The following is a 21,206-nucleotide window of genomic DNA, read 5'->3' on the forward strand; positions in this document are numbered from 1 at the left end:
TTCGTGCCGCAATGACATACATACACTCCTACCTTGGCCATCTTTACCTCCTTAAATTAACAAAAAAGAATGGAATTACCAAATTGTAACCGGCTTGATCATTTTATCTTTCATTGCGTAAACATCTTTAGCGCCTGAAAAGTCAAATCATTTTTTTTTATTCAAATAGATAATATAAATAGAAAAAATGCATAAATAAAAATTACTAATCGCTTTCTTCAATAACTACCCTTTCAATCTATTGGGGAAGCTGATAATAATGTATTTTTTAATATTATTTCATTCTTTGTAACACTTTATCGATACATATTTATTTTTTTTCTTAAAAAAGATAAACATAGTTTAAAATAATTTTATCAACTTTTTTGCAAAAAAGAGACGAACCAGGTAAGAGAAAGCTCTAAAAATGGAATAATGAAATATGATGTTGCGCAGAGGTTAGAAGAGTCTGTGGCCAAACCCCATTTTTACTACCAGATTAGAAATCCTGGTTTCTTGAAAGCATTGCAAAGGGCTGGGTAAGCCATCTTGGCAAAGCTTGCGGACAAGCAGAGCATCGGGGTGACAAAGCTAAATATTTGGGACTATTTGCCATAACTATCGACAATAAAAAGATGTTCATTTATCCCAAGTGGACCATTATGCTCTGCCCGCAAGCAAGCCTTAGCTGGGTCCAGGCATTTGCACCAGCTTGAAAGAAATCAGGATTGAAAAAAATTATGAAAAATTGTCCCCTTAAGTAAGGGTTGGCCTCAGACTCATAAGGGAAGGCTTGGAGAGTGAAAAGGGTAAACGGGCTGGCGGTTGTAGGGGCAGTTCGCGAACTGCCCCTCTTTCTTCTAACTAGCTATTCATTTCTCATCTTTCCATTGGGCATCATATCGTCAGGAGGAGGAGTTCCATGTTTTTTGCGGTATTTTTTACGCTCGCACTCATCCATTTTTGTCCCTTTGCAATATGTATTAATAAAACCTTTGAGCAAAATCTCATTGGAGCCTGCGTATTTTTTAAAAAAGCCACATTTTTTCAGTAGTTCGCACTCTAATTCTTCACCTCTAGCTGACTGATATTGTTTGACCAACTGATTTAATCTGTCAGCTAGAGCTAAAAGATTTTGACTAAATGAAAGAACATTGCTGCTAGAACTGATCATGGCTGAGGTTGTATTATTTATCTCAGCAATATCCCGGGCAATGGTTTCGGCTGTTGATGAGCTTTCTGCTACATTTTCAGTCACTTCGGAGATGCCTACCGCTGCTTCGCCAATATTATTGGCAATTTCTTTAGTCATAACAGATTGATCTTCAACTGCTGCAGCAATGCTCGTTATGATCTCGTCAATATCTTTAATTACTGCGCTTATATCCTCAATCTCCTGAACAGTCATACCAGTAGCTTGCTGGATACTAAGTATCTTAAGTTTAATTTCCTCAGTAGCTTTGGCTGTCTGCTGGGCAAGCTCTTTGATCTCATTAGCCACTACAGCGAATCCTTTTCCGGCCTCACCTGCTCTGGCCGCCTCAATGGTAGCGTTTAGGGCTAACAAGTTGGTCTGAGCTGCAATAGCCGTAATGGTTTCTGTAACCTTGTCAATCTCACTGGCTGCCTGACCAAGCTCATTCACTCGCTCCGAAGCCTCTGAAGCTTTGGCCACCGCACTGTTGGCCACATTTTGGGCTTTGGAAGTTTTCTGGGCTATATCAGAAATGGTTGAACTAATCTCTTCAGATGCTGTGGCCACAGTATTTATGTTGGTTGAAGCCTGTTCCATAGCCGCGGCAACAGAATTCATATTGACGCTCATCTCCTCAGCAGCGGTTGCCGCAAGATTAACCCTGGAGGATGTCTGCTCTGCATTTTTGTTTATTTCCTCAGCAATTAAAGTTAGTTCCGAGGAAGAGGCAGATAACGAACCAACGCCATCTGCAATCTCCTTGAGCATGGCCTTAAAATTTTCAATCATTACTTTAAAAGAACGGGTAAGATTGCCAATAGCGTCATTTGCCTCATAGGAAAATTGAACCTGAAAATCGCCCTGAGCTATCTGCTCACTTTGTTTTGCCAAAATGTTTAAAGGCTTAATGATAGTGCGCATGATGAACCATAATAAGAGTGAGCCGATTCCTAATGCTCCCAAGAAAACAATAATGTTGCTAAGAACTATTTTTTTACCAAGTCCCTGAAGCATTTGAGACCGAGTCAGTTCCACACCTAAGTACCAATCCCATGGCTTATAATAACGAATAAAACTGACTTTTTTCAGTCCATTATCCTCATACTCGATTAAACCGTTTTTGTTTTTGGAAAAGGCATTGCCAAAAGAAAGTGAAAAGATATTTTTTCCCTGCAATTTTGTATCGGGATGGATAAGAATCGTGCCCTTGGAATTGTAGGCATAAACTGTGCCTTCACAACTTGCGGTTGTATCAAGAAAAAAAGACCTTAGCTGAGGGGTTAAAATTTTTCGGCCCACGTAAATAACAGCAACGATCTGGCCAGTATTATCACGAAGAGGTTTATAGGCCGTAAGGTACCAATCATTTACTACATATGCACGACCATAAAAAGTCTCTCCGCTCATAACAGTTTTATAAACTGGACTATCTGAAGGGATATAAGTGCCCACAGCCCTTGAACCATCTAACTTTCTCACATTGGTTGAAACACGTAAAAGTTTTCCGGGCAAAACTTGAAAAATAGTTGCTGTACCACCCACAAGCTGTTTTATTTTGTCCACAACTTCAAAGTTATCATTCATGACCATCTGACCTATTTTCAACGTCGGGATAAAAACATCTTCCTTTTGCTTGGTCACCTGATTGACAATAGTCATGCTTATCATCCGGCTTTTATCCAGATAAACATCTCCCAACAGACTTAAATCTTTGTCCATTAAAGCCAAATCTGTTTTTAACTTTTCCTGAGTCAGATCGTTTTGCATTTTTAGCGTATTATAAACCGCCTGAGAAATAGACTTAAGAGACGATGCACCCATCCTGAAAAAATTGTTTTTAACTTGATATAAATTAATCAGACTAACACAGAGTAGTGCCACCAGAAACATCAACAATACGCCAACAAACAGCTTAGTCGTAAATTTTACTTTTGTGAGCATACTGCTTCTCCCTATTGGCTATATCTTAAATCTTCCTACAAGCTCATCTAACTTTCTAGCTAAGTTTAGAAGCTCTTTAGCGCTTAAATTTACCTGTGCACTCATATCAGACAACTTATTCGTTGCTTGATTCACTTCGGTTATCTCATTGGAGATTTCTGAAGAAGCTACAGAACTTTTGGCTACATTTTCCGTTACTTCTTGAACACCCAAAGAGGCTTCGGAAACATTAGAGGCTATCTCATTAGTAGTCACAGCCTGTTTATCTAAAGCTTCTACAATGGACGAAACAACCTCGTTCACCTCTTTAATAACTTGTGAAATTTCAGCAACTTCAGAAACAGTTCCTTTAGTTGAAGCCTGAATGCCCTCAATCTTGTTTTTAATCTCTTCACTGGAGGCAGCTGTCTGTTTTGCCAACTCTTTGATCTCATTGGCGACAACAGCGAATCCTTTACCGGCATCTCCCGCACGTGCAGCCTCAATAGTGGCGTTTAGAGCCAGGAGATTAGTTTGCTCAGAAATGGCCGTGATGGTATCGGTGATAGTAGTAATTTCCTGTGCCGCCCTGCCCAACTCTTCTATTTTCCCGGATGCACTTTCAACTTGCAAAACTGCCTGGGAGGTAATTGTCCGGGTTTTATCTGTCTGCTCCGCAACCTCATTAATAGCTTCGGACATCTGTTGAGCAGCGGTAGCAATCAAACTTATATTTGTAGAAGCTTGCTCCATGGCTGCAGCTACAGAATTCATATTCGAGCTTACTTCTTCAGAGGCAGCAGCTACCATATTTGATTTATTTAACATATTTTCAGTTTCAGAAGAAATCTGTACAGAAAGTTGAGACAAATTTGTAGATGAGGAATTTAAAGTCCGAGTGTTGCCGACAATATCTTTAATCATTGTTTGGAGATTCTCCACAAAACCATTAAAGTACTGAGCTAATCTTCCTATCTCATCCTGACTGTGAACTTCAATACGTGCTGTGAGGTCTCCCTCACCTTGAGCTATCTCTTTTAGAGCGTCTGCAACGTTAGTGATTGGATTGACAACCACTTTTTTAATAAAAAACCAGATAACCGCTATTAAAAGAAAAAGGCCCGCCAGAGAAATGAGTACGATTTTATATAGTTGGTTTTGAATATTGGTCATGGTATCAGTTATATCTTGCATAACAATCATCTCACCTAGAATAGGTTGAGTCGTTCCATGACAATGATAACAGCTTGGCTCGTTTTTAATAGTTATAGTTTTAATGAAATAGTCTTGATTCTTAACTCGTGTCATAAGGCTAGATTGCTTAATTTCTTTTAATCCAGAGGCAACTAGAGCGGTGATATCCTTTTGGGGGTAAAGGGAAATAAAATCTTTGCGCACTGCATCAGGGTTTGTACTGTAAGTTATGTTACCTTTATAGTTGGTTAAATAAATAGAAGTTTTCTTGTCTTTTTGAGCAAGTGTTTTAAATTCATGTTTGGTACCTTTATCATCACCGACAACCATAGGTTTTTCAATGGCCAGCTTCATTAATTCAGCTTCTTGGGTACAGGACAAGCTAATTTGATTTATTAAAGCAGCCTTTTGTCGATATGTTATAAAAGTTATCAATGCGGAAAATACCAGCAGAGACATCATACTAATCAAGAGTAAAATTTTTATATTGAGGCGTTGCCTTATGAAGCCAAACATCATAGTCCCTTTTTTATTATTCAAGTTCAAAGTTAACTGTTCAACTTTATTTAACTTTCTTAACTTCTCATCTTCGTTTTATCATTGATATTAATGTGCCCCTGCACAAATCAAAGGCCGGAAATCAAATGTCTGTACCCGTTCTTGATTATGACAGCGAGTACAGTCCTTCTCTGTTAAATCCCTTTTGATAAGTTCCGGGTCACCATCAGCCTCTACATGGGCCTTGCCCGGGCCATGACAGGTCTCACAACCTACATCAGCAAGATGAGGGGTTTGTTCTATATTGACAAATCCTCCTGGCTGGCCGTGCCCGGTTGTATGACATTGATAACATCCTTCAATTTCTTCAGAAGTTAAGTCTGAGGCCATGATCTCTATACTTTGCCAGGACTTGGATTTTTTAGAATAAGTAGTAAATTTATTATATTCATCTTCGTGGCATTCCCCACATTTGGCCGAACCTACATAAGAATTATTTTCGGCAAAACAGGTAACAGCAGGCAAAGCAAGTACAACCAAGCTTATGAAAAAAAGTTTCGCTTTTCTTCTCATTATAAAAGCCCCTCTTATCTAATCAAAATCTAATGAACTAAAAACCACCTAAGTTGAGCGATTTTTTGCATTATAAACTTTGAGATTGCTTCGCTCCACTTTTTTTCGCTCGCAATGACCAGGGGCGAGATTGTCATTGCGAGGGCAGCGAAGCTGCCCGTGGCAATCTCTCCCATTGGGTTAAAATCGCTGGCTCAAAATGTACTTTTATTCCATTGTGTTTAATACAAAGCCAAATAAAAAATCACTCAACTTAGGAAGTAATTTTTTACAAAAGAGACATAGAAAATCTTGGCTGGTCTAATTTATATTTTAAATTTCTCAATCAAGGACCGTAAATTTTCTGCCAAATCAAGCAACTTTTCAGAACTGTTCTTGAGCTGACTACTACTATTATCTATTTCCTCGGCCCGGCTATACACGTCAGATATATCCCTTGCGATCTCACCGGAAACAGACGAACTCTGTGCCACGTTTTCATTAATTTCTTGGATACCTGTTGCTGCCTGACTGATATTTTCAGCCATGTCTTTGGTCGTGGTGGTTTGTTCCTGGACAGCTGCGGCTATGGTCGAGACTATCTCGTTTACTTCATTGATTACCATTAAAATCTGTTCAATGTCGTCCACTGCATTATTGGTTGACTCCTGAATAGCATGAATTCTCTGATTTATATCTTCAGTCGCCTCAGAGGTCTGTCTGGCCAAGTCTTTAATTTCGTTAGCCACTACAGCAAATCCTTTACCTGCCTCGCCTGCCCGTGCCGCCTCTATGGTCGCATTAAGAGCCAACAGATTGGTCTGGTTAGAAATCATATTGATAGTGTCGATAACTTCTCCGATTTTTTGAGCTGCTTTACCCAACTCTCCCACGTTGCTAGATGTTGTCTGGGCTTGCTCCACGGCCTTCGTGGTGATTTCTCTGGCCCTATCTGTATTTTGGGCTATCTGATCTATTGTTAGACTCATTTCCTCTGTACCCGTGGCCACAGTGGTTATATTATTTGAGGCATGCTCCATAGAGGTAGCTAAAGTAGACATATTTGCACTTAACTCTTCTGCTGCAGCAGCCACCATTTGTGCTTTCTCAGAAGTCTGCCCGGCTGCAGAAGAAAGCATGGTGGATATAGAAGAAAGGTCAGTAGAAGAAGAGGTAAGAGTCTGCACCCCTTGAAAGACGTTATTAAATATATTGCGTAAATTTTTAGCCATTTCATTCAAGGCTTCGGCCAAGTCGCCTAATTCATCTCTTTGCTTGATGGTTAGATTCTGGGTAAAGTCTCCATTGGCCATCTTTTGTGCGAACTCAACTACCATAGTAATAGGCCCTGAAATAGACTTATTAATCCAGATCCAAGTAAAGAGTATTATTAAAATGCCCAAACATACTCCTAGGACTTCAACATAAAACAAAAGCTTTACTTTTTTCTCTGCCTGATCCTGCATCAAACCTACCGCCTGGTTCATGGCTTTTAACAAGGGAATATTATTTTTTAAAATATATTGAACAGCCTTTGGATCAGATGTCTTTAAGGCCTTCTGCAACTCTTTTTTAAACGGCATCCATAATTGTTTAACTTGTTTTAGCTGACTGGCTACAGGCTCTTTAGCCGAGGGGAGCATCCTTTTCTCTCCATTAGGATCCAAGGTGACCGGAGCAGGTCCAGACTCGATTAGACTAGTCAAAGTAATATCAAAAAGCTCAATAGTATTTTTGAGAGACCTTACAAGAGATTCATCCACACGTCCTGCTTCTTTCATATTGTAAACAATATGCAAAATCTCTTTACTCATCTTCTGAGTTAGCATCCTCTGCCTTCCGGCCAAATTGATCACCAGTCCGTCACTTTTTTGTTTGGAGTTGATAAAAGAGGTGGCGACAAACATAAAAAGTGGTATGGAAAAAATAACCAACATTACCAGTAAAAATTTGTGCTTAATTTTCAAACTCATACGGATGCTCCTCCAATTATAATTTTAAAAACTGGTTAAAGGTTTATTCTATAAATTTTTACCCAAAAAATCGAAAAAATAAATATATATTTTAGCCTAATAATGTGTCAGAAAATAATTCGTAACGCAAAATTATCTAGGCAAGCCTTTGGGGATCCAACTTTTCCAGTACGATTAAAATGCCAATAATCCAAGGATGATTATTGTTGTCAAGGACAAAATGAAAAATATCGAACAACTACAAAAAAGCTAACATTCTGGTAGGGCGACCCTTACAAAGAAATGAGATATTTCACGATAAACTTTTTAAGCTTCTTCTCTCCAAATACGCGCCCCAACTAAGGAAAGTTTTTCCTCCATTTTTTCGTATCCTCTGTCCAGATGGTATATCCTGTGCACTTCTGTCCGTCCTTTGGCTACCAGCCCGGCCAAGACCAGGCAGGCACTGGCGCGCAGATCCGAAGCCATGACTGGGGCGCCAATTAACTCCTTAACTCCGCGGACAATAGCACTTTGTCCACTTAATTTTATTTTAGCACCCAGCCTGACCAATTCCAGAACATGCATAAACCGGTTTTCAAAAATGGTTTCTTTGACCATGCTAGACCCTTCGGCAATACTCATTAAAGCCATAATCTGAGCCTGCATATCCGTAGGAAAACCAGGAAAAGGAAGGGTAACAATATCTGCACCGCTTAAAGGAGCGAACCTACGGACCAGTACTCCACTTTTGCCTTCCTGAATCCAAACCCCCATTTCTCTCAATTTATAGACTACTGCATCCAATTCATTAAATGGACATTCCTCCAGGAAAAGCTCTCCATCGGTTATAGCTGCTGCAACCATATAGGTACCAGCTTCAATACGATCAGGCATGATCCTGTATTTGCAGCTAGACAGCCTGGATACTCCCTGAATTCTGATTATACTTGTTCCATGTCCAGATATTTTGGCCCCGCATTTGTTTAAAAAATTGGCCAGATCAACCACCTCTGGTTCTCTGGCTGCATTTTCCAATATTGTCTCCCCTTCAGCCAGACAGGCGGCCATAAGTAGGTTTTCTGTTCCTCCTACAGTTGGAAAATCAAAGTGGATATGTGCACCTCTTAATTTCTGGCACCGGCCAATGATGTAGCCGGATTCCAGCTCAAACTCTGCTCCCATTTGCTCCAAGGCGCGCAAGTGCAAATCAACCGGTCTGGCTCCGATGGCACAACCTCCGGGAAGGGCAACTTTTGCCTGTCCCAAAATGCCCAATAGTGGCCCCAAGCAAAGGACTGAGGCCCGCATTGTCCGCACCAAGTCATAAGGGGCTTCTGGAAGCAATTTTTGAGGTTTTATCTTAACCCGCTCCTGCTCTTGTTCAACAGTACATCCGAGCAGGGACAAGAGCTTAATAGTTGTATTAATATCCCTTAAGTTGGGTACATTACTCAATTCCACCCCATCCTCAACCATAATTGAGGCCAGCAAAATGGGTAAAGCCGCGTTCTTTGACCCGCTTATTCTTATTCTCCCCTTTAAAGGCAAGCCGCCTTCAATAATTAATTTTTTCATTTACGTACTTTTGAGTTTGTTGTGTTTTCTAAGTTTACTGAGCCAATAAATCCCATCTAGTTAAAATAAGTTCAAAATTCAACGCTCAGATTAAGCAAGCAAAAAATTAACAAATGTCCTTCTAAAATAATCCAAAATCTAAAATTTTACACATCACCCTTAACGGGCTTGGGTGAAAAACCTTTCAAGACCTGTTATCTTCACAAGACAACACCCTCCTTACTTGAATATAACTATCTGTTTTTACTTTATTTTTTTACACAATCTCCGTATAGAACTGAATGAATGAGACCGTGCTCTTATAAATTTGTATATTGAATTTTGAGTTGTTTTGACATATCTGCAGGCAAAAAAATCATCAGCGACTAATTGTCACCGAACATAACTTTTTTTAATCACAACGTAAACTACTGCAAAAACAAAATTTTTGCAGGAAAATCAACAAGAAAACGAAGAAAAGGAGAGCAAAAATGATCTATGACGTTCAAAATGAAACTCTACCCCGGGATGAGTTGGAGCAGTTACAGCTAAAACGTTTGCGGTATCTTGTGGAAAAAGTTTATTATAATGTTCCCTTTTATCGGCAAAAATTTTCTGAGTTAAATATTAAACCCGAGCATATTAAAAGTCTATCCGATTTAAAATATCTTCCTTTCACTGAAAAACAGGATCTGCGAAACAACTATCCTTTTGGTCTCTTTGCCGTGCCCAAAGAAAATGTGGTTCGGGTCCATGCTTCTTCAGGCACTACCGGCAAGGCTACTGTCGTTGGATATACACAGCGCGATGTAAATAATTGGGCCAACTTAATGGCCAGGTCCTTTGTCGCTGCCGGGGTGACCAGAGCGGATACTGTCCACAATGCCTATGGCTATGGCTTGTTTACCGGTGGCCTGGGAGCCCACTATGGTGCAGAAGTATTAGGGGCAACAATTATCCCTATCTCCGGAGGTGGAACTAAAAGGCAAGTCATGCTCATGCGCGACTTTGGTTCCACAGTGCTTTGCTGTACACCATCCTACAGCCTTTATCTTTACGAGACTGCCATTGCTAATGGCATTGATGTCCGCGATTTAAAACTCAGAATCGGTATATTTGGGGCGGAACCCTGGACCGAAGAAATGCGTAATGAAATACAAAACAAATTTGGCATAAAAGCCATTGATATTTATGGGTTATCAGAAATAATGGGACCAGGGGTAGCCATTGAATGTCATACGGCTCAGGATGGTTTGCATATATGGGAGGACCACTTTATTGCTGAAATTATCGATCCGGAAACCGGAGAAAATCTGCCCCTGGGTGAAATAGGTGAATTGGTTATAACTACCCTGACAAAAGAGGCCCAACCGTTAATCCGTTATCGTACCAGAGATATCACCCGCATCAATCCTATTCCTTGCAAATGCGGTCGAACTCATTATAGAATTGAAAGGATAAAAGGACGTAGTGATGATATGCTCATCATCCGCGGGGTGAATGTCTTTCCATCTCAAATTGAAAGTATCTTATTAGAAACCGAAGGACTGGCTCCTCATTATCAATTGATAATAGATCGGGAAGGAACCATGGATACTCTCGAAATCCAAGTGGAAGTGGATGAAAAGCTCTTTTCTGATGAAATCAAGCACCTGCAAAGGCTGGAAAAGAAAATCCAGTCTAATATAAAAGAATTTCTTGGTGTCACTGCCAGAATCAAATTGGTTGAGCCGCAAACAATTTCGCGCTCCGAGGGCAAAGCCAAACGTCTTATTGACCGAAGAAAAAAAAGCGAAGAGTGAACTAAAACAGGCTAAATATATGACTAAAGCACTTGGCCTTTTCTCTTTCACTCATGTTCACACTAAATTTTTATCAGCTATTAACTTATATGGAGGGTTAAAAAATGAAAGTGGAGCAACTCTCTGTTTTCTTAGAAAATAGAGAAGGAAGATTGACTGATGTGACCAAAACTTTGGCTGAGGCAGGAATAAATATCCGTGCCCTATCACTGGCTGATACCTCGGATTTCGGTATCCTACGCCTTATTGTCAGTGACTACGAAAAGGCCAAAAAAGCTCTGAAAGATGACGGTTTTACAGTTGGGCGGACTAATGTAGTAGCAGTAGAAGTAGAAGATAAGCCGGGTGGATTGCATAAAATTTTGTCCCTACTCAGTGAAAACGGGGTCAATGTCGAATACATGTATGCCTTTGTGCAACAAAACGGCAAAAATGCTGTTCTGATCTTCCGTTTTGACCGCACTGATGAGGCCATTAAAATTTTCCAGGAACATGGAGTGCGTATTGTTCCGGGCAAAGAATTGTATAGTATGCAAGATAGTGTGACAAAAGGAAGAGATATGAGTTGAATAGAGTATAAGCCCTATTTGTTTTTTAAAAAACAAGCCTGACGAGAAACGCTGGTCGAAAAGGGGCATGGCATGCCATGCTCCTGCAACTATAGAACCTGTGACCTAACCTTTTTATCAACTCATTTTCCATGGTTTATTTCAGTCTTGGCTTCTTTCATGCTGGTACAAAGACTTGGACCCATCTAAAGCTTGCTTGCGGACAGAGCATAATGGGATACTTCGGGTAAACAAATAGTCTTTTATTATCGATAGTTATGGTCAGTATACAAACTATTTAGCCCATTCATCCCGATGTTCTGTTCTTCCGCAAGCATCACTAAGATTGGGTTACCCAAGCCATTTGTAATGCATTTCAGAAACCAAGACTTTCAACCAGCAGTTAAAATAGGGTTTGCCCACAGGCTCTATAGAGTTCACTGGTCTATCTCCAATCATAAATCCCCCCTTAATCTATTTCCAAGCAAGCAATCCCATATTTTTAGCTCTGATCTGAATAGATATGCACGCACAAAAAATTATTTACCAAACTAGTATGACTCTGTGGCCAACCCCCATTTTGACTACCAGATTAGAAATCAGGATTGAAAAAAATTATGAAAAATTGTCCTCTTAAATAGGGTTTGCTCACAGACTCTACTAGCCCAAATCTGACCCTCGACTACTTTTCGAGAAATTCTCTTATTTTTGACTTGGCAGGGATGCAAACTTGTGCTATTTTGCACAAGCAAAGATTACCGAGACAAAAAATGTCAAAAAATTAATAGATTAGGGGGCCTTTTTCAAGAAAATCTTTTATTTTTAACTTGGCAGACATTTAAACTTGTGCTATTTTGCACAATCAATGCTTGTTAAGGGAAAAAATTAATATAATTTTAGGAGGTAAATCATGGCTGTGTATGTTTTTGGTCACAAAAATCCGGATAGCGATTCTATCTGCGCTGCCATTGCTGTCGCTGATTTAAAAAGCAAATTAGGAGTAGAGGCAGTTGCTGCTGCTCAGGGCGAACTCAATCCTGAATCTAAATTTGTTTTGGATAAGTTCGGTCTTGATGCTCCGGAAATCATTTCTTCCGGTGAAGGCAAACAGGTAATCTTAGTTGACCATTCTGATCTGGCTCAAAGCCTGGATGATCTAGGAAAAGCTGAAATTCTGGGCATAATTGACCACCATAAATTAGGCGATGTGACTACTCCCAACCCCTTAGAGTGCTGGATCTGGCCTGTTGGTTGCACATGTACAGTTATTAAATCTATGTATGATTTTTTTGGTGTTGAAATACCCAAAAATATCGCCGGCATCATGCTCTGCGCCATTTTAAGTGACACAGTCATCTTCAAGTCCGCCACCTGTACAGACAAGGATAAGGAAGCTGCCGAAGCTTTGGCTAAAATCGCTGGCGTAGACGATCTTATGGGGCTAGGCATGGAAATGTTCAAGGTCAAATCTGCTGTAGAAGGTACACCTGCTAAAGACCTGCTGTTCAGAGACTATAAAGACTTTGATATGAGTGGCAACAAGGTCGGAATCGGTCAATTGGAAGTCGTTGATTTATCCATTTTAGAACCAGTCAAAGATGCCCTTTACGAAGAAATGAAAAAGGCCAAAGAAGAAGGTGGCCGTCACTCAGTCTTCTTGCTGCTTACAGACATTATGAAAGAAGGTTCTGAGATGCTTATTGTATCTGATGACGTTTCCGTGGTAGAAAAGGCCTTTGGCAAAGCTCCGGAAGGCAACTCTGTATGGCTGGAAGGAGTTATGAGCCGTAAGAAACAAGTAGTGCCTAACTTTGAAAAAGCCTTCGCAGGCTAAGTCAAAGACTTATCATTTACCAAAAAAATCCCGGTCAGCGCCGGGATTTTTTTTTGGCATAAAACCATATTCAACACCCGTCATTCATAACGAAGCGCCTTCATTAAGGCTCTTTTTTCTAAAGCTCTCATGTAAGTTGCATTGATGACATGAATGCGCTAGTTTGATTTTCAAAAATTAAACCTAAAACTATAAATTTAGCCCAAAATGAATGAAAATTTTTTACACCCCCTTTTTAACCCCAGGCAAGTAGCTATTGTCGGTGCTTCCAACACCCCTGGCAAAATCGGTTACTCCATTACTCAAAACATGTTGGAAGCTGGATTTAAAGGAAAAATTTTCCCTGTTAATCCAAAGGCTGACGAAATCCTGGGCTTAAAGGTAACTAAAAATATCAAAGACCTGCCTAAAGGACTCGACCTGGCTGTAATTTGTATTCCCAGAGAATTTGTCATTTCAGCTATAGAAGAGCTGGGACGTATAAAAACTAATGCTGCCATCGTCATAACCGCAGGGTTTAAAGAAGTTGGAAGAGAAGGATACTATCTGGAAGAAAAGTTAATTCAACTTGCTCGCAAGTATAATATAGCCCTACTTGGTCCTAACTGTTTGGGCATGATCAACCCACATGGACTCGTCAATGCGTCTTTTGCAGCAGGTCAGCCTAAACAGGGAAACATTGCCTTTTTTTCTCAGTCAGGTGCCTTATGCGTGGCTATTCTGGACTGGGCTTTTGGGGAAAACATAGGTTTTTCCAAATTCATCAGTTTAGGTAACAAAGCTGTTTTAGATGAGGCAGACATGATTGCCTATCTAGGCCAGGATGATCAGACCAGGGTCATTCTGGGTTATATAGAAAATGTCTGCGACGGTTCAAAATTTATCAAGCTAGCCCAAAACGTAAGCTTTAAAAAACCAATTATAATTATCAAATCCGGAACAACAGCTGCCGGGGCAAAGGCAGCCTCTTCACACACCGGAGCCATTGCCGGTTCTGATCAAGCTTATAGTGCAGCGTTTCAAAAAAGCGGAATTATCAGGGCCCACGATGTTGAAACCTTGTTCAATCTGGCCCAGGCTTTTTCTAATCAGCCCCTGCCGCAAGGCGCCAATCTAGCCATCCTGACCAACTCTGGTGGCCCTGGAATTATGGCAGCTGATGCCTGTGAAAAGTCATCTTTACACATGGCCTCTATCTCTCCTTCCACTGTAAAAAAAATGCAAGAGTTTCTCCCTCCCTATGCATCTTTATATAATCCAATTGATATTATCGGAGACGCAGGCGCCAAGAGGTATATCAGGACCCTCAAGACACTAGTCGAAGACCCAAATATCCATTCTATTCTGGTTTTGCTTAGCCCCACCTCAAAGGCTGCAGATGAGATCGAAGAAATCAGCAAAGGTATTGTTTACATCGCTCATAAAGCAAACAAGCCTATCTTTGCATGCTTTATGGGCAAAAATCGAGTGTCCGTCGGCCAAAAAATTCTCCAAGATGGTGGCGTGCCCTGCTATGCCTTTCCTGAGCCAGCAATAAAAAGCATCGAGGCTATGTACAAGCACTATCGGTGGAAAACACATCCCTGCCCTCTCCCTGTTGAGTTGCCCAGAAATAAAGCCCAAGCAGAAAAGGTCATCCAAAAGGCAAGAGACTTGGGACAAAATGAAATTGTAGAGTTTCAAGCACAGGAAATTCTCAAATCATATAATCTACCAATTCCAAAAACCTTACTTGCTCGTTCAAGTGATGAAGCTTGTCAATTTGCTGCTCAAATTGGTTTTCCCGTAGTTTTAAAAATTGCTTCCCCGGACATCTCACATAAAACCGATGTGGGAGGAGTTAAAGTTGAGCTAAAAGATGAGAAAGAAGTACGCAATGCTTTTTTAGAGATCACTGCCAGGGCACAACGACTGAGGCGAGACGCATACATTTTAGGTTGTTTAGTTCAGGAAATGGCTCCGAAAGGATGTAAAGAAATAATTGTCGGGTTTAAGCGGGACGAGCAGTTTGGTCCGCTAATCATGTTCGGTTTGGGTGGTATCTATGTTGAAGTCTTAAAAGATATTTCGTTTCGCCTGGCCCCCTTGACCAGGGAAGATGCCCGGAACATGATTCGGGAAGTCAAGTCCTACATGCTGCTCAAAGGTTTTCGCGGAGAACCAGCCATAAACTTCCAGGTGCTAGAAAACATCCTTCTGACCATGTCCCAATTGTCCATGGACTTTCCGGAAATTTTTGAAGCAGAATTCAATCCTGTTTTGGTTAATAATGAAAGGGCTATCGTGGCTGACGTGCGGATGACTTTGGCTTAAGAAATATGTAATCAGGCAATGCCTAAAATTTTACTTATCACCTGGGCCACATCATCAATGGTGTAGGGTTTAGCCAGAACTCCCACAAAACCGTACTCCTTGTACTTGGCCATGACCTGATCCTGGGAATAACCACTGGAAGCAATGGCCTTGGCCTTAGGATCAATCTTTAAAAGCTCACTCACAGCCTCTTTTCCACCCATACCTCCGGGAACAGTTAAATCCATAATTACCACGTCATAACTCTGTCCTCTATACATGGCCTGTTTATATTTTTCCAGCATTTCACGGCCATCCTTTGATAGATCAACATCATAACCTAAAAATTCAAGAGCATCGGCCATAACATCCAGAATTTCCTGCTCATCATCCATAACCAGAATCCTACCATGGCCTTTTGTGAGATGAGATTCAGTTTTCTGCCTTGTTATTGCTTTCGACTGCTCATCGCTGGCCGGAAGATAGATAATAAACTCCGTGCCCTTACCTGGCTCAGAAATTACATCAATAAACCCATCATGATTATTAATAATGGAATAAGCACTGGCAAGGCCAAGTCCGCTTCCCTTTTCTTTGGTCGTAAAGTAAGGATCAAAAATTTTATCCATGTATTCAGGGTCAATGCCAGAACCGGTATCTTTAACACTAATGCGTATATACTTACCGGGTGGAAGCGGAAGTGTTTTGTCTTGAAGCACAAAATTTTCTGCTCGAACTCTTAGTATCCCTCCCTCAGGCATGGCCTGCATAGCGTTAATAACCAAATTTTCCAAGACTTGTGAAATCTGCCCCGGGTCAATCTCCGCCGGCCAAAGAAAGGGATCTAAATCTATTTCTCGACCAATATTTGAACCGGCAAGAGTAAAGTTGATTACATCCTGAATCAACTGGTCAACAGATGTGGTCTCTTTTATGGGCGCCCCCCCTTTGGAAAAGGTTAAAAGTTGCTGGGTAAGTTGCTGGGCCCGTAGGGTTGCTTTGTACGCATCTTCGAGTCGTTTGAAATTCTTGCTCTCGGTGTCCAAGTCAATTTTGACCATCAAAATATTGTTTAAAATGGCTGTTAATTTATTGTTAAAATCGTGGGCAATTCCACCAGCTAAAAGGCCGATAGACTCTAGCTTTTCTTTGCGCATCCTCTCTTCTTCCAGACGCATAAGCTCAGAAATGTCCTGAAAAACCATGACTGCACCCTGGACTTGACTCTGGCGGTCATAAATGGGTGCAACTTTGAAAGCAATGTTTAGTTCTTCTCCCCTTGCGTTCACCAGGACTTCTTGCTTACGTTCCAATATCCGACCATACTCTAAAGCTTCCTTAAGCGGACAAAAGTCTTTATTATAATCTTTAATTTTGACAACATCAGCAAAATCTTTTCCCTTTATGTCATCTTGATTTATCTGTAAAAGTTGCTCGGCAACACGATTTAAAAAGACAATTTTACAGTCTTTATCAGTTGTTACCACACCATCTCCAATACTCCTTAGAGTTACACTGAATAATTCTTTCTCCTCTTGAAGCATATTTTCATATTCATGTCTGATTTTTATCTCTTCTTTTAATATTTCATTGGTTTCTTCCAACTCTTTAGTCCTTTGTCTGACTTTTATCTCCATTTCATGGTATAGTTTATTCAACTTGTTTTCAGTTTCTCTTCTTTTTGTTATATCTCTAAAAATTATAATAAAATTTCTTCCGCATTCCAAATCCACCGATGAGATGCAAGCTTCAATATATTTAAATTTGCCTTCTGATATATAATTAAACTCTTGACGTTTTACTTCACTTGAATCATTAAAATCATAATTTTCTGTCAAATCTACGCCTATAATTTCTTTTATATCTTGCTCAATTAAATGTTCATTATTAATATTAAACATCTCTTTAAACGATGAATTATAATGGAAAATTTTTCCAGATTCATCTATTACAGCGAGTCCATCAGCAATATTCTCCACAATAGCATTCATATATAAAACAACTTGTTGCAATTCTTCTGTAGCATTTTTGACCGCGCGTTGTAATCCACCAACAAAACTAGCCAATTCTCTAGCCATACTCTGCATGGTCCGAGCCAACTCACCAATCTCGTCATCAGAATCTACAGTCAGAGGGACATCAAATTTTCTGCGCCTTAAACTATGCGCATAATCTGTCAGTTTAACCAGAGGATTGGATATGCGTTCTATAAGTATATACATAAAACCAACACTAAGAATAAAAATAACCAAGTTGAAAGTCTGAATTTTAACCAAGGATGACATAATTTTCTTATTTATAACGTCCATTTCCATTCCAATGTGGATAATTCCAGCCTTACCCATTAATACAGGTTTACGTATATCAATATGCTTTTTATCTTTTATAGTGACGATTCTATATTCTCCCTCTGTTGAGTTAAAGTAAAAAGGTGCCTCTTGTAGGTGCTTTATAAATTCTTCTGGAATATTGGGCACAAAGGTATGAGCCATAATCTTACCCTTCTCATCATGAACAAATACATATCCAACCCCTTCTACCTGGAGATATTGATCGATAATTGATTGAATAAGTGCCATATCGTCCTTTAAAAAAACATCTGGCAAAGACATAGAAATTGAGTTAGCAAAGGCATTAGCCTTGGTAATGTACTCACAAATAAGGTTTTTACGTAAGATATAGGCGGAGAATAACGAAGACAAAGTAACCATGATTACAAATATGACTAAAATATAGACTAGGGCTTTTTTAAACAACTTAGAGATGATCATTTCAGAAGCTCCTTAAATGATTTAAGGGGCTTTATTTGCCCATTCTGAAAAGTAATAAAATATACTTTATCTATTGGCTGTTGAAAGTAATAAGTATAAAAAACAATGCTATCTATCCCTAAATCAATCATGTTTAATCTAGACATGGCCTCTGGAATTTCTGCACGCACCGGTTCACTACCCAAAGCCTGTAGTAATTTGACCACAAGTTTGGCATTTAAGAAGCCTTCAAAGCTGACTGCCCCAAATTTTTTGCAGTTATAGCCACCATCATCAAACTCTTCAGGTATGGTTGGACGATATTTTTCCATACACATTTTATATTCTTTTAGTGCGGGAAGATTCTTCCCCGTATAAAACGGAACTACCTGAGAATTAACTAACTTTTGAGTATAATTTTTTCCTGTTTTTTGCTCCAGGTCAAACAAAAGCTCGCTTTGAGACTCGGCATCTACAAAAGATATGTTGGCTATGGGTACATCGAGTCCAAGATCCCGTGCGTCACGAATAAATCCTGCGGCTGCGGCATAAGCCGAGATACAAATAACGGCCTCAACACCCTTTTCAAGAAAAATGTTTACCTGCTCAACAAAGGAGTCAGTAAACTTTGCACCACGTAAATAAGTAGCTTCCGCCTCTACTTCAAGACCATATTTGTGCAAGGCTTTTCGTATCCCCTGCCATCCTCCCCGTCCATAGGCATCAATCTGGTAAAAGACACCGATTTTTTTTATGCCTAAAGCGACAAAGTTATCCACTAAAGCAGTTACCTCTTGATTATAGGACGCCCGCAAATTATATACAAACTTGTTGTAAGGTGGTTGGCGCATGGGGTTGGCGCCGGTAAAGGGACAAAAAAGATAAATATGTTTTGAAGAATATTTTTGCAACAAAGGTAAAATCCTGGTAGTTGTGGGCGTACCTACATAATCAAAAAGTAAAAAAACTTTGTCCTTTTCCACCAGGTTAATAGTATTTATGAGTGTAGGATCAGGATTATAACCGTCATCATAGGTTTTAATATAGATTTTATTTCCGTTTATCCCACCAAGATCATTAATAAAATCAAAGTAGGCTTTTGAACCACGATAAAGCTCAATACCCAAACTTCTTGTCGGACCGGTAAAAGCCCCGGACATTCCAAGGTAAATATCACGTGCATGAACTGATATATTCAACCAGAAAGTTGCACAGAGAAAAAATATCGTGCAAAAAAATTGTCTCATAATTTCCTCTTTTGAGTTTTCATTCTTAAATTTAAACTTAAGCCGATCTTGTCGTATTAAACTTTATCCTAATTCATGTTTCAAATAGAAAATTATGACCAGATACCCAACTAGTTTCTGGTGCGTATCATGTACAAAAGCCAAAGGATAATATAAATTACTTTGAGTTGATAAAATCAACAACCAAGCATCATTTCTTTACTGCTTCCTTAACTTCTACAGACTTAAAGTCTATATTTTCTGTCAGAGTTGATAAACACTCCCTACCAGATGATAAAAATCTTGCTGTGACATTTGACAAACAATGAAATAACTTTAAATTTACTTTATTTTCAATGGGATATTTTTTTGATAGATAGACCTCCAACTAATAATTAACCTGAACACCTGCTAAATGTTGAAAAAATTATTAAACAAATTTTAATCGAAATATAATTTTTTTCTATTCTTGCCATTATTTATCTCAAAATTCAAGTTAAAAATAAAAATTAAGTTTAAGGATGGATAGAGGAGAAAAAAATGAAGCAAAATAAATACAATAAGATAGTTCGTCATTTTATCCATGAAGAGAAAGGCTGTCTTATGATCGTCTCCGAAGACCATCTGATTTTTAAAACGATCATAGCTACTTTTAAATTTCTTGGGTTGGACAATCGGACTATCTTCCGTTCACCTAACTTGCGCAAATCAATTGATGAGGCCAAAAATCTTTTGGCTAGGTATAATAAAATTATTTTTTTTATAGAAGCATATATTCAAGGACAAAGCAATATTTTACAATTAAACACTTTAAAAAATATTTTTAAAAATCGTTGCAAAATAATCTGTTTGACTGTGGAGGTTGAGCGTGAGTACATTATCCAAATTTATGAAATGGGAGCAGACAATGTTATTGTCAAGCCTATATCTGTCAATTCTTTAATTCAGAAGCTTGCTCTGACTTTAACTCCAGATAATAATTGGTCGAAAAAAGTAGACGAATGTAAGGCTCTAATCCAGATGGGTAAATTATCAGAAGCCGAAAAAATAACGGAGGAGTTCCTCAAACAAAAACCTGACAGTGCTATTGCTCTCATCCTAAAAGGCGATATAAGCCGAGCAAAAAACAATTTCCGCGAGGCCGAATACTATTACAACCTGGCAAGTAAAAAGAACAAGTTATATCTGGAACCATTAAAAAAGCTTGTGGAACTATATGATCAGACCAATGAACTGGAGAAGAAACTTGAATCTCTAAAAAAATTGGATCGGCTCTCATCCTTGAATCACCACCGCAAGATTGAGATAGGTCATACTCATATTCAATTAAACCAGGAAGAAGAAGGCAAAAAATACTTTGACCAGGCAATAAAACAGGTACAGAAACAGGCTACAAACATGCTTTGTTCTGCCATGATGGAGATAGCTCAAAAACTCAAAAACCAACGCCCAGACCTAAGCAGTCAGTATATTGCCAAGGCGATTAATACAAAAGGGAATAATTTATCACGCAAGGACTTATGGATGTTCAATGAAATGGGCGTTGCTTTACGCCAGCAAAACAGGTGGGAGGAGGCTATTGAGTACTATAAAAAAGGCCTGGAAATAACCCCTATGGATGGAGGACTCCTTTATAATATAGGCATGGCTTATGCCCAAGGTAAAAAATATTATAAGGCTTTGGAATACTTTAAGAAGGCTTTAGAAAATATCCCGGAAATTCTAAATGAAAGCCCCAATATCGCCTTTAACATCGGCAAAGTATATTTTAAGGTAAATGACTTTCAAGAAGCCCAGAAATTTTTAAGCAAGGCCTTGGAGCTTGATCCAAACTTTACTGAAGCCAAAAAGTTGTTGCAAAGAATCTCCAAGCGCTAAGCCATTAATGAATGGGTGCATCCGAAAGC

12 protein-coding genes are annotated in these 21,206 nt (G+C 39.4%); 5 read left to right on the top strand and 7 right to left on the bottom strand.

The genetic code is table 11. The annotated features are described in order from the left end of the window. Positions 1–847 precede the first annotated feature (847 nt). The 5 genes from AC3WVG_RS04840 to murA form a co-directional block, all read right to left on the bottom strand. Positions 848–3,115, bottom strand: coding sequence for a methyl-accepting chemotaxis protein (locus AC3WVG_RS04840; RefSeq protein WP_488797052.1), 2,268 nt, complete (start codon positions 3,113–3,115; stop codon positions 848–850). 18 nt (positions 3,116–3,133) lie between these two features. Beyond that, complete coding sequence (locus tag AC3WVG_RS04845) at positions 3,134–4,834, bottom strand: methyl-accepting chemotaxis protein (RefSeq protein ID WP_488797053.1); 1,701 nt, start codon at positions 4,832–4,834, stop codon at positions 3,134–3,136. 60 nt (positions 4,835–4,894) lie between these two features. Beyond that, on the bottom strand, positions 4,895–5,359 hold the full coding sequence (locus AC3WVG_RS04850; protein ID WP_488797054.1) for a cytochrome c family protein: 465 nt from the start codon (positions 5,357–5,359) through the stop codon (positions 4,895–4,897). A gap of 305 nt (positions 5,360–5,664) precedes the next feature. After that, positions 5,665–7,311 carry a methyl-accepting chemotaxis protein gene (locus AC3WVG_RS04855; RefSeq protein WP_488797055.1) on the bottom strand — a complete coding sequence of 549 codons (1,647 nt, stop codon included), beginning with the start codon at positions 7,309–7,311 and terminating at the stop codon, positions 5,665–5,667. A 306-nt stretch (positions 7,312–7,617) separates the two neighbouring features. Next, on the bottom strand, positions 7,618–8,868 hold the full coding sequence (gene murA, locus AC3WVG_RS04860; protein WP_252381503.1) for a UDP-N-acetylglucosamine 1-carboxyvinyltransferase: 1,251 nt from the start codon (positions 8,866–8,868) through the stop codon (positions 7,618–7,620). A 470-nt stretch (positions 8,869–9,338) separates the two neighbouring features. Here murA and AC3WVG_RS04865 point away from each other — a divergent pair, with 470 nt between their 5' ends. The 4 genes from AC3WVG_RS04865 (at position 9,339) to acs (ending at position 15,344) form a co-directional block, all read left to right on the top strand. After that, entirely contained in the window at positions 9,339–10,649 is a 1,311-nt protein-coding gene (locus tag AC3WVG_RS04865) for a phenylacetate--CoA ligase family protein (protein ID WP_252381502.1), read from the top strand. 104 nt (positions 10,650–10,753) lie between these two features. Beyond that, positions 10,754–11,218: an ACT domain-containing protein gene (locus AC3WVG_RS04870; protein WP_252381501.1), complete on the top strand. Its 465-nt coding sequence runs from the start codon at positions 10,754–10,756 to the stop codon at positions 11,216–11,218. An 889-nt stretch (positions 11,219–12,107) separates the two neighbouring features. Continuing rightward, positions 12,108–13,031, top strand: coding sequence for a manganese-dependent inorganic pyrophosphatase (locus tag AC3WVG_RS04875; RefSeq protein ID WP_252381500.1), 924 nt, complete (start codon positions 12,108–12,110; stop codon positions 13,029–13,031). A 207-nt stretch (positions 13,032–13,238) separates the two neighbouring features. After that, a complete protein-coding gene (gene acs, locus AC3WVG_RS04880) occupies positions 13,239–15,344 on the top strand; it encodes an acetate--CoA ligase alpha subunit (RefSeq protein WP_488797056.1) in 2,106 nt (701 codons plus the stop codon). Positions 15,345–15,355: 11 nt separating this feature from the next. Here acs and AC3WVG_RS04885 read toward each other — a convergent pair whose 3' ends face one another. Together AC3WVG_RS04885 and AC3WVG_RS04890 are read right to left on the bottom strand one after the other, a co-directional pair. After that, positions 15,356–18,094: a hybrid sensor histidine kinase/response regulator gene (locus AC3WVG_RS04885; protein ID WP_488797057.1), complete on the bottom strand. Its 2,739-nt coding sequence runs from the start codon at positions 18,092–18,094 to the stop codon at positions 15,356–15,358. Next, positions 18,091–19,320: an ABC transporter substrate-binding protein gene (locus AC3WVG_RS04890; protein WP_488797058.1), complete on the bottom strand. Its 1,230-nt coding sequence runs from the start codon at positions 19,318–19,320 to the stop codon at positions 18,091–18,093. Before AC3WVG_RS04890 ends, AC3WVG_RS04885 begins: the two co-directional genes overlap by 4 nt. Positions 19,321–19,839: 519 nt before the next feature. On the opposite strand from AC3WVG_RS04890, the gene AC3WVG_RS04895 reads away from it, so the two are divergent. Continuing rightward, positions 19,840–21,177: a tetratricopeptide repeat protein gene (locus AC3WVG_RS04895; RefSeq protein WP_488797059.1), complete on the top strand. Its 1,338-nt coding sequence runs from the start codon at positions 19,840–19,842 to the stop codon at positions 21,175–21,177. Positions 21,178–21,206: the final 29 nt, after the last annotated feature.

Source organism: Desulfovulcanus sp., from assembly GCF_982781345.1.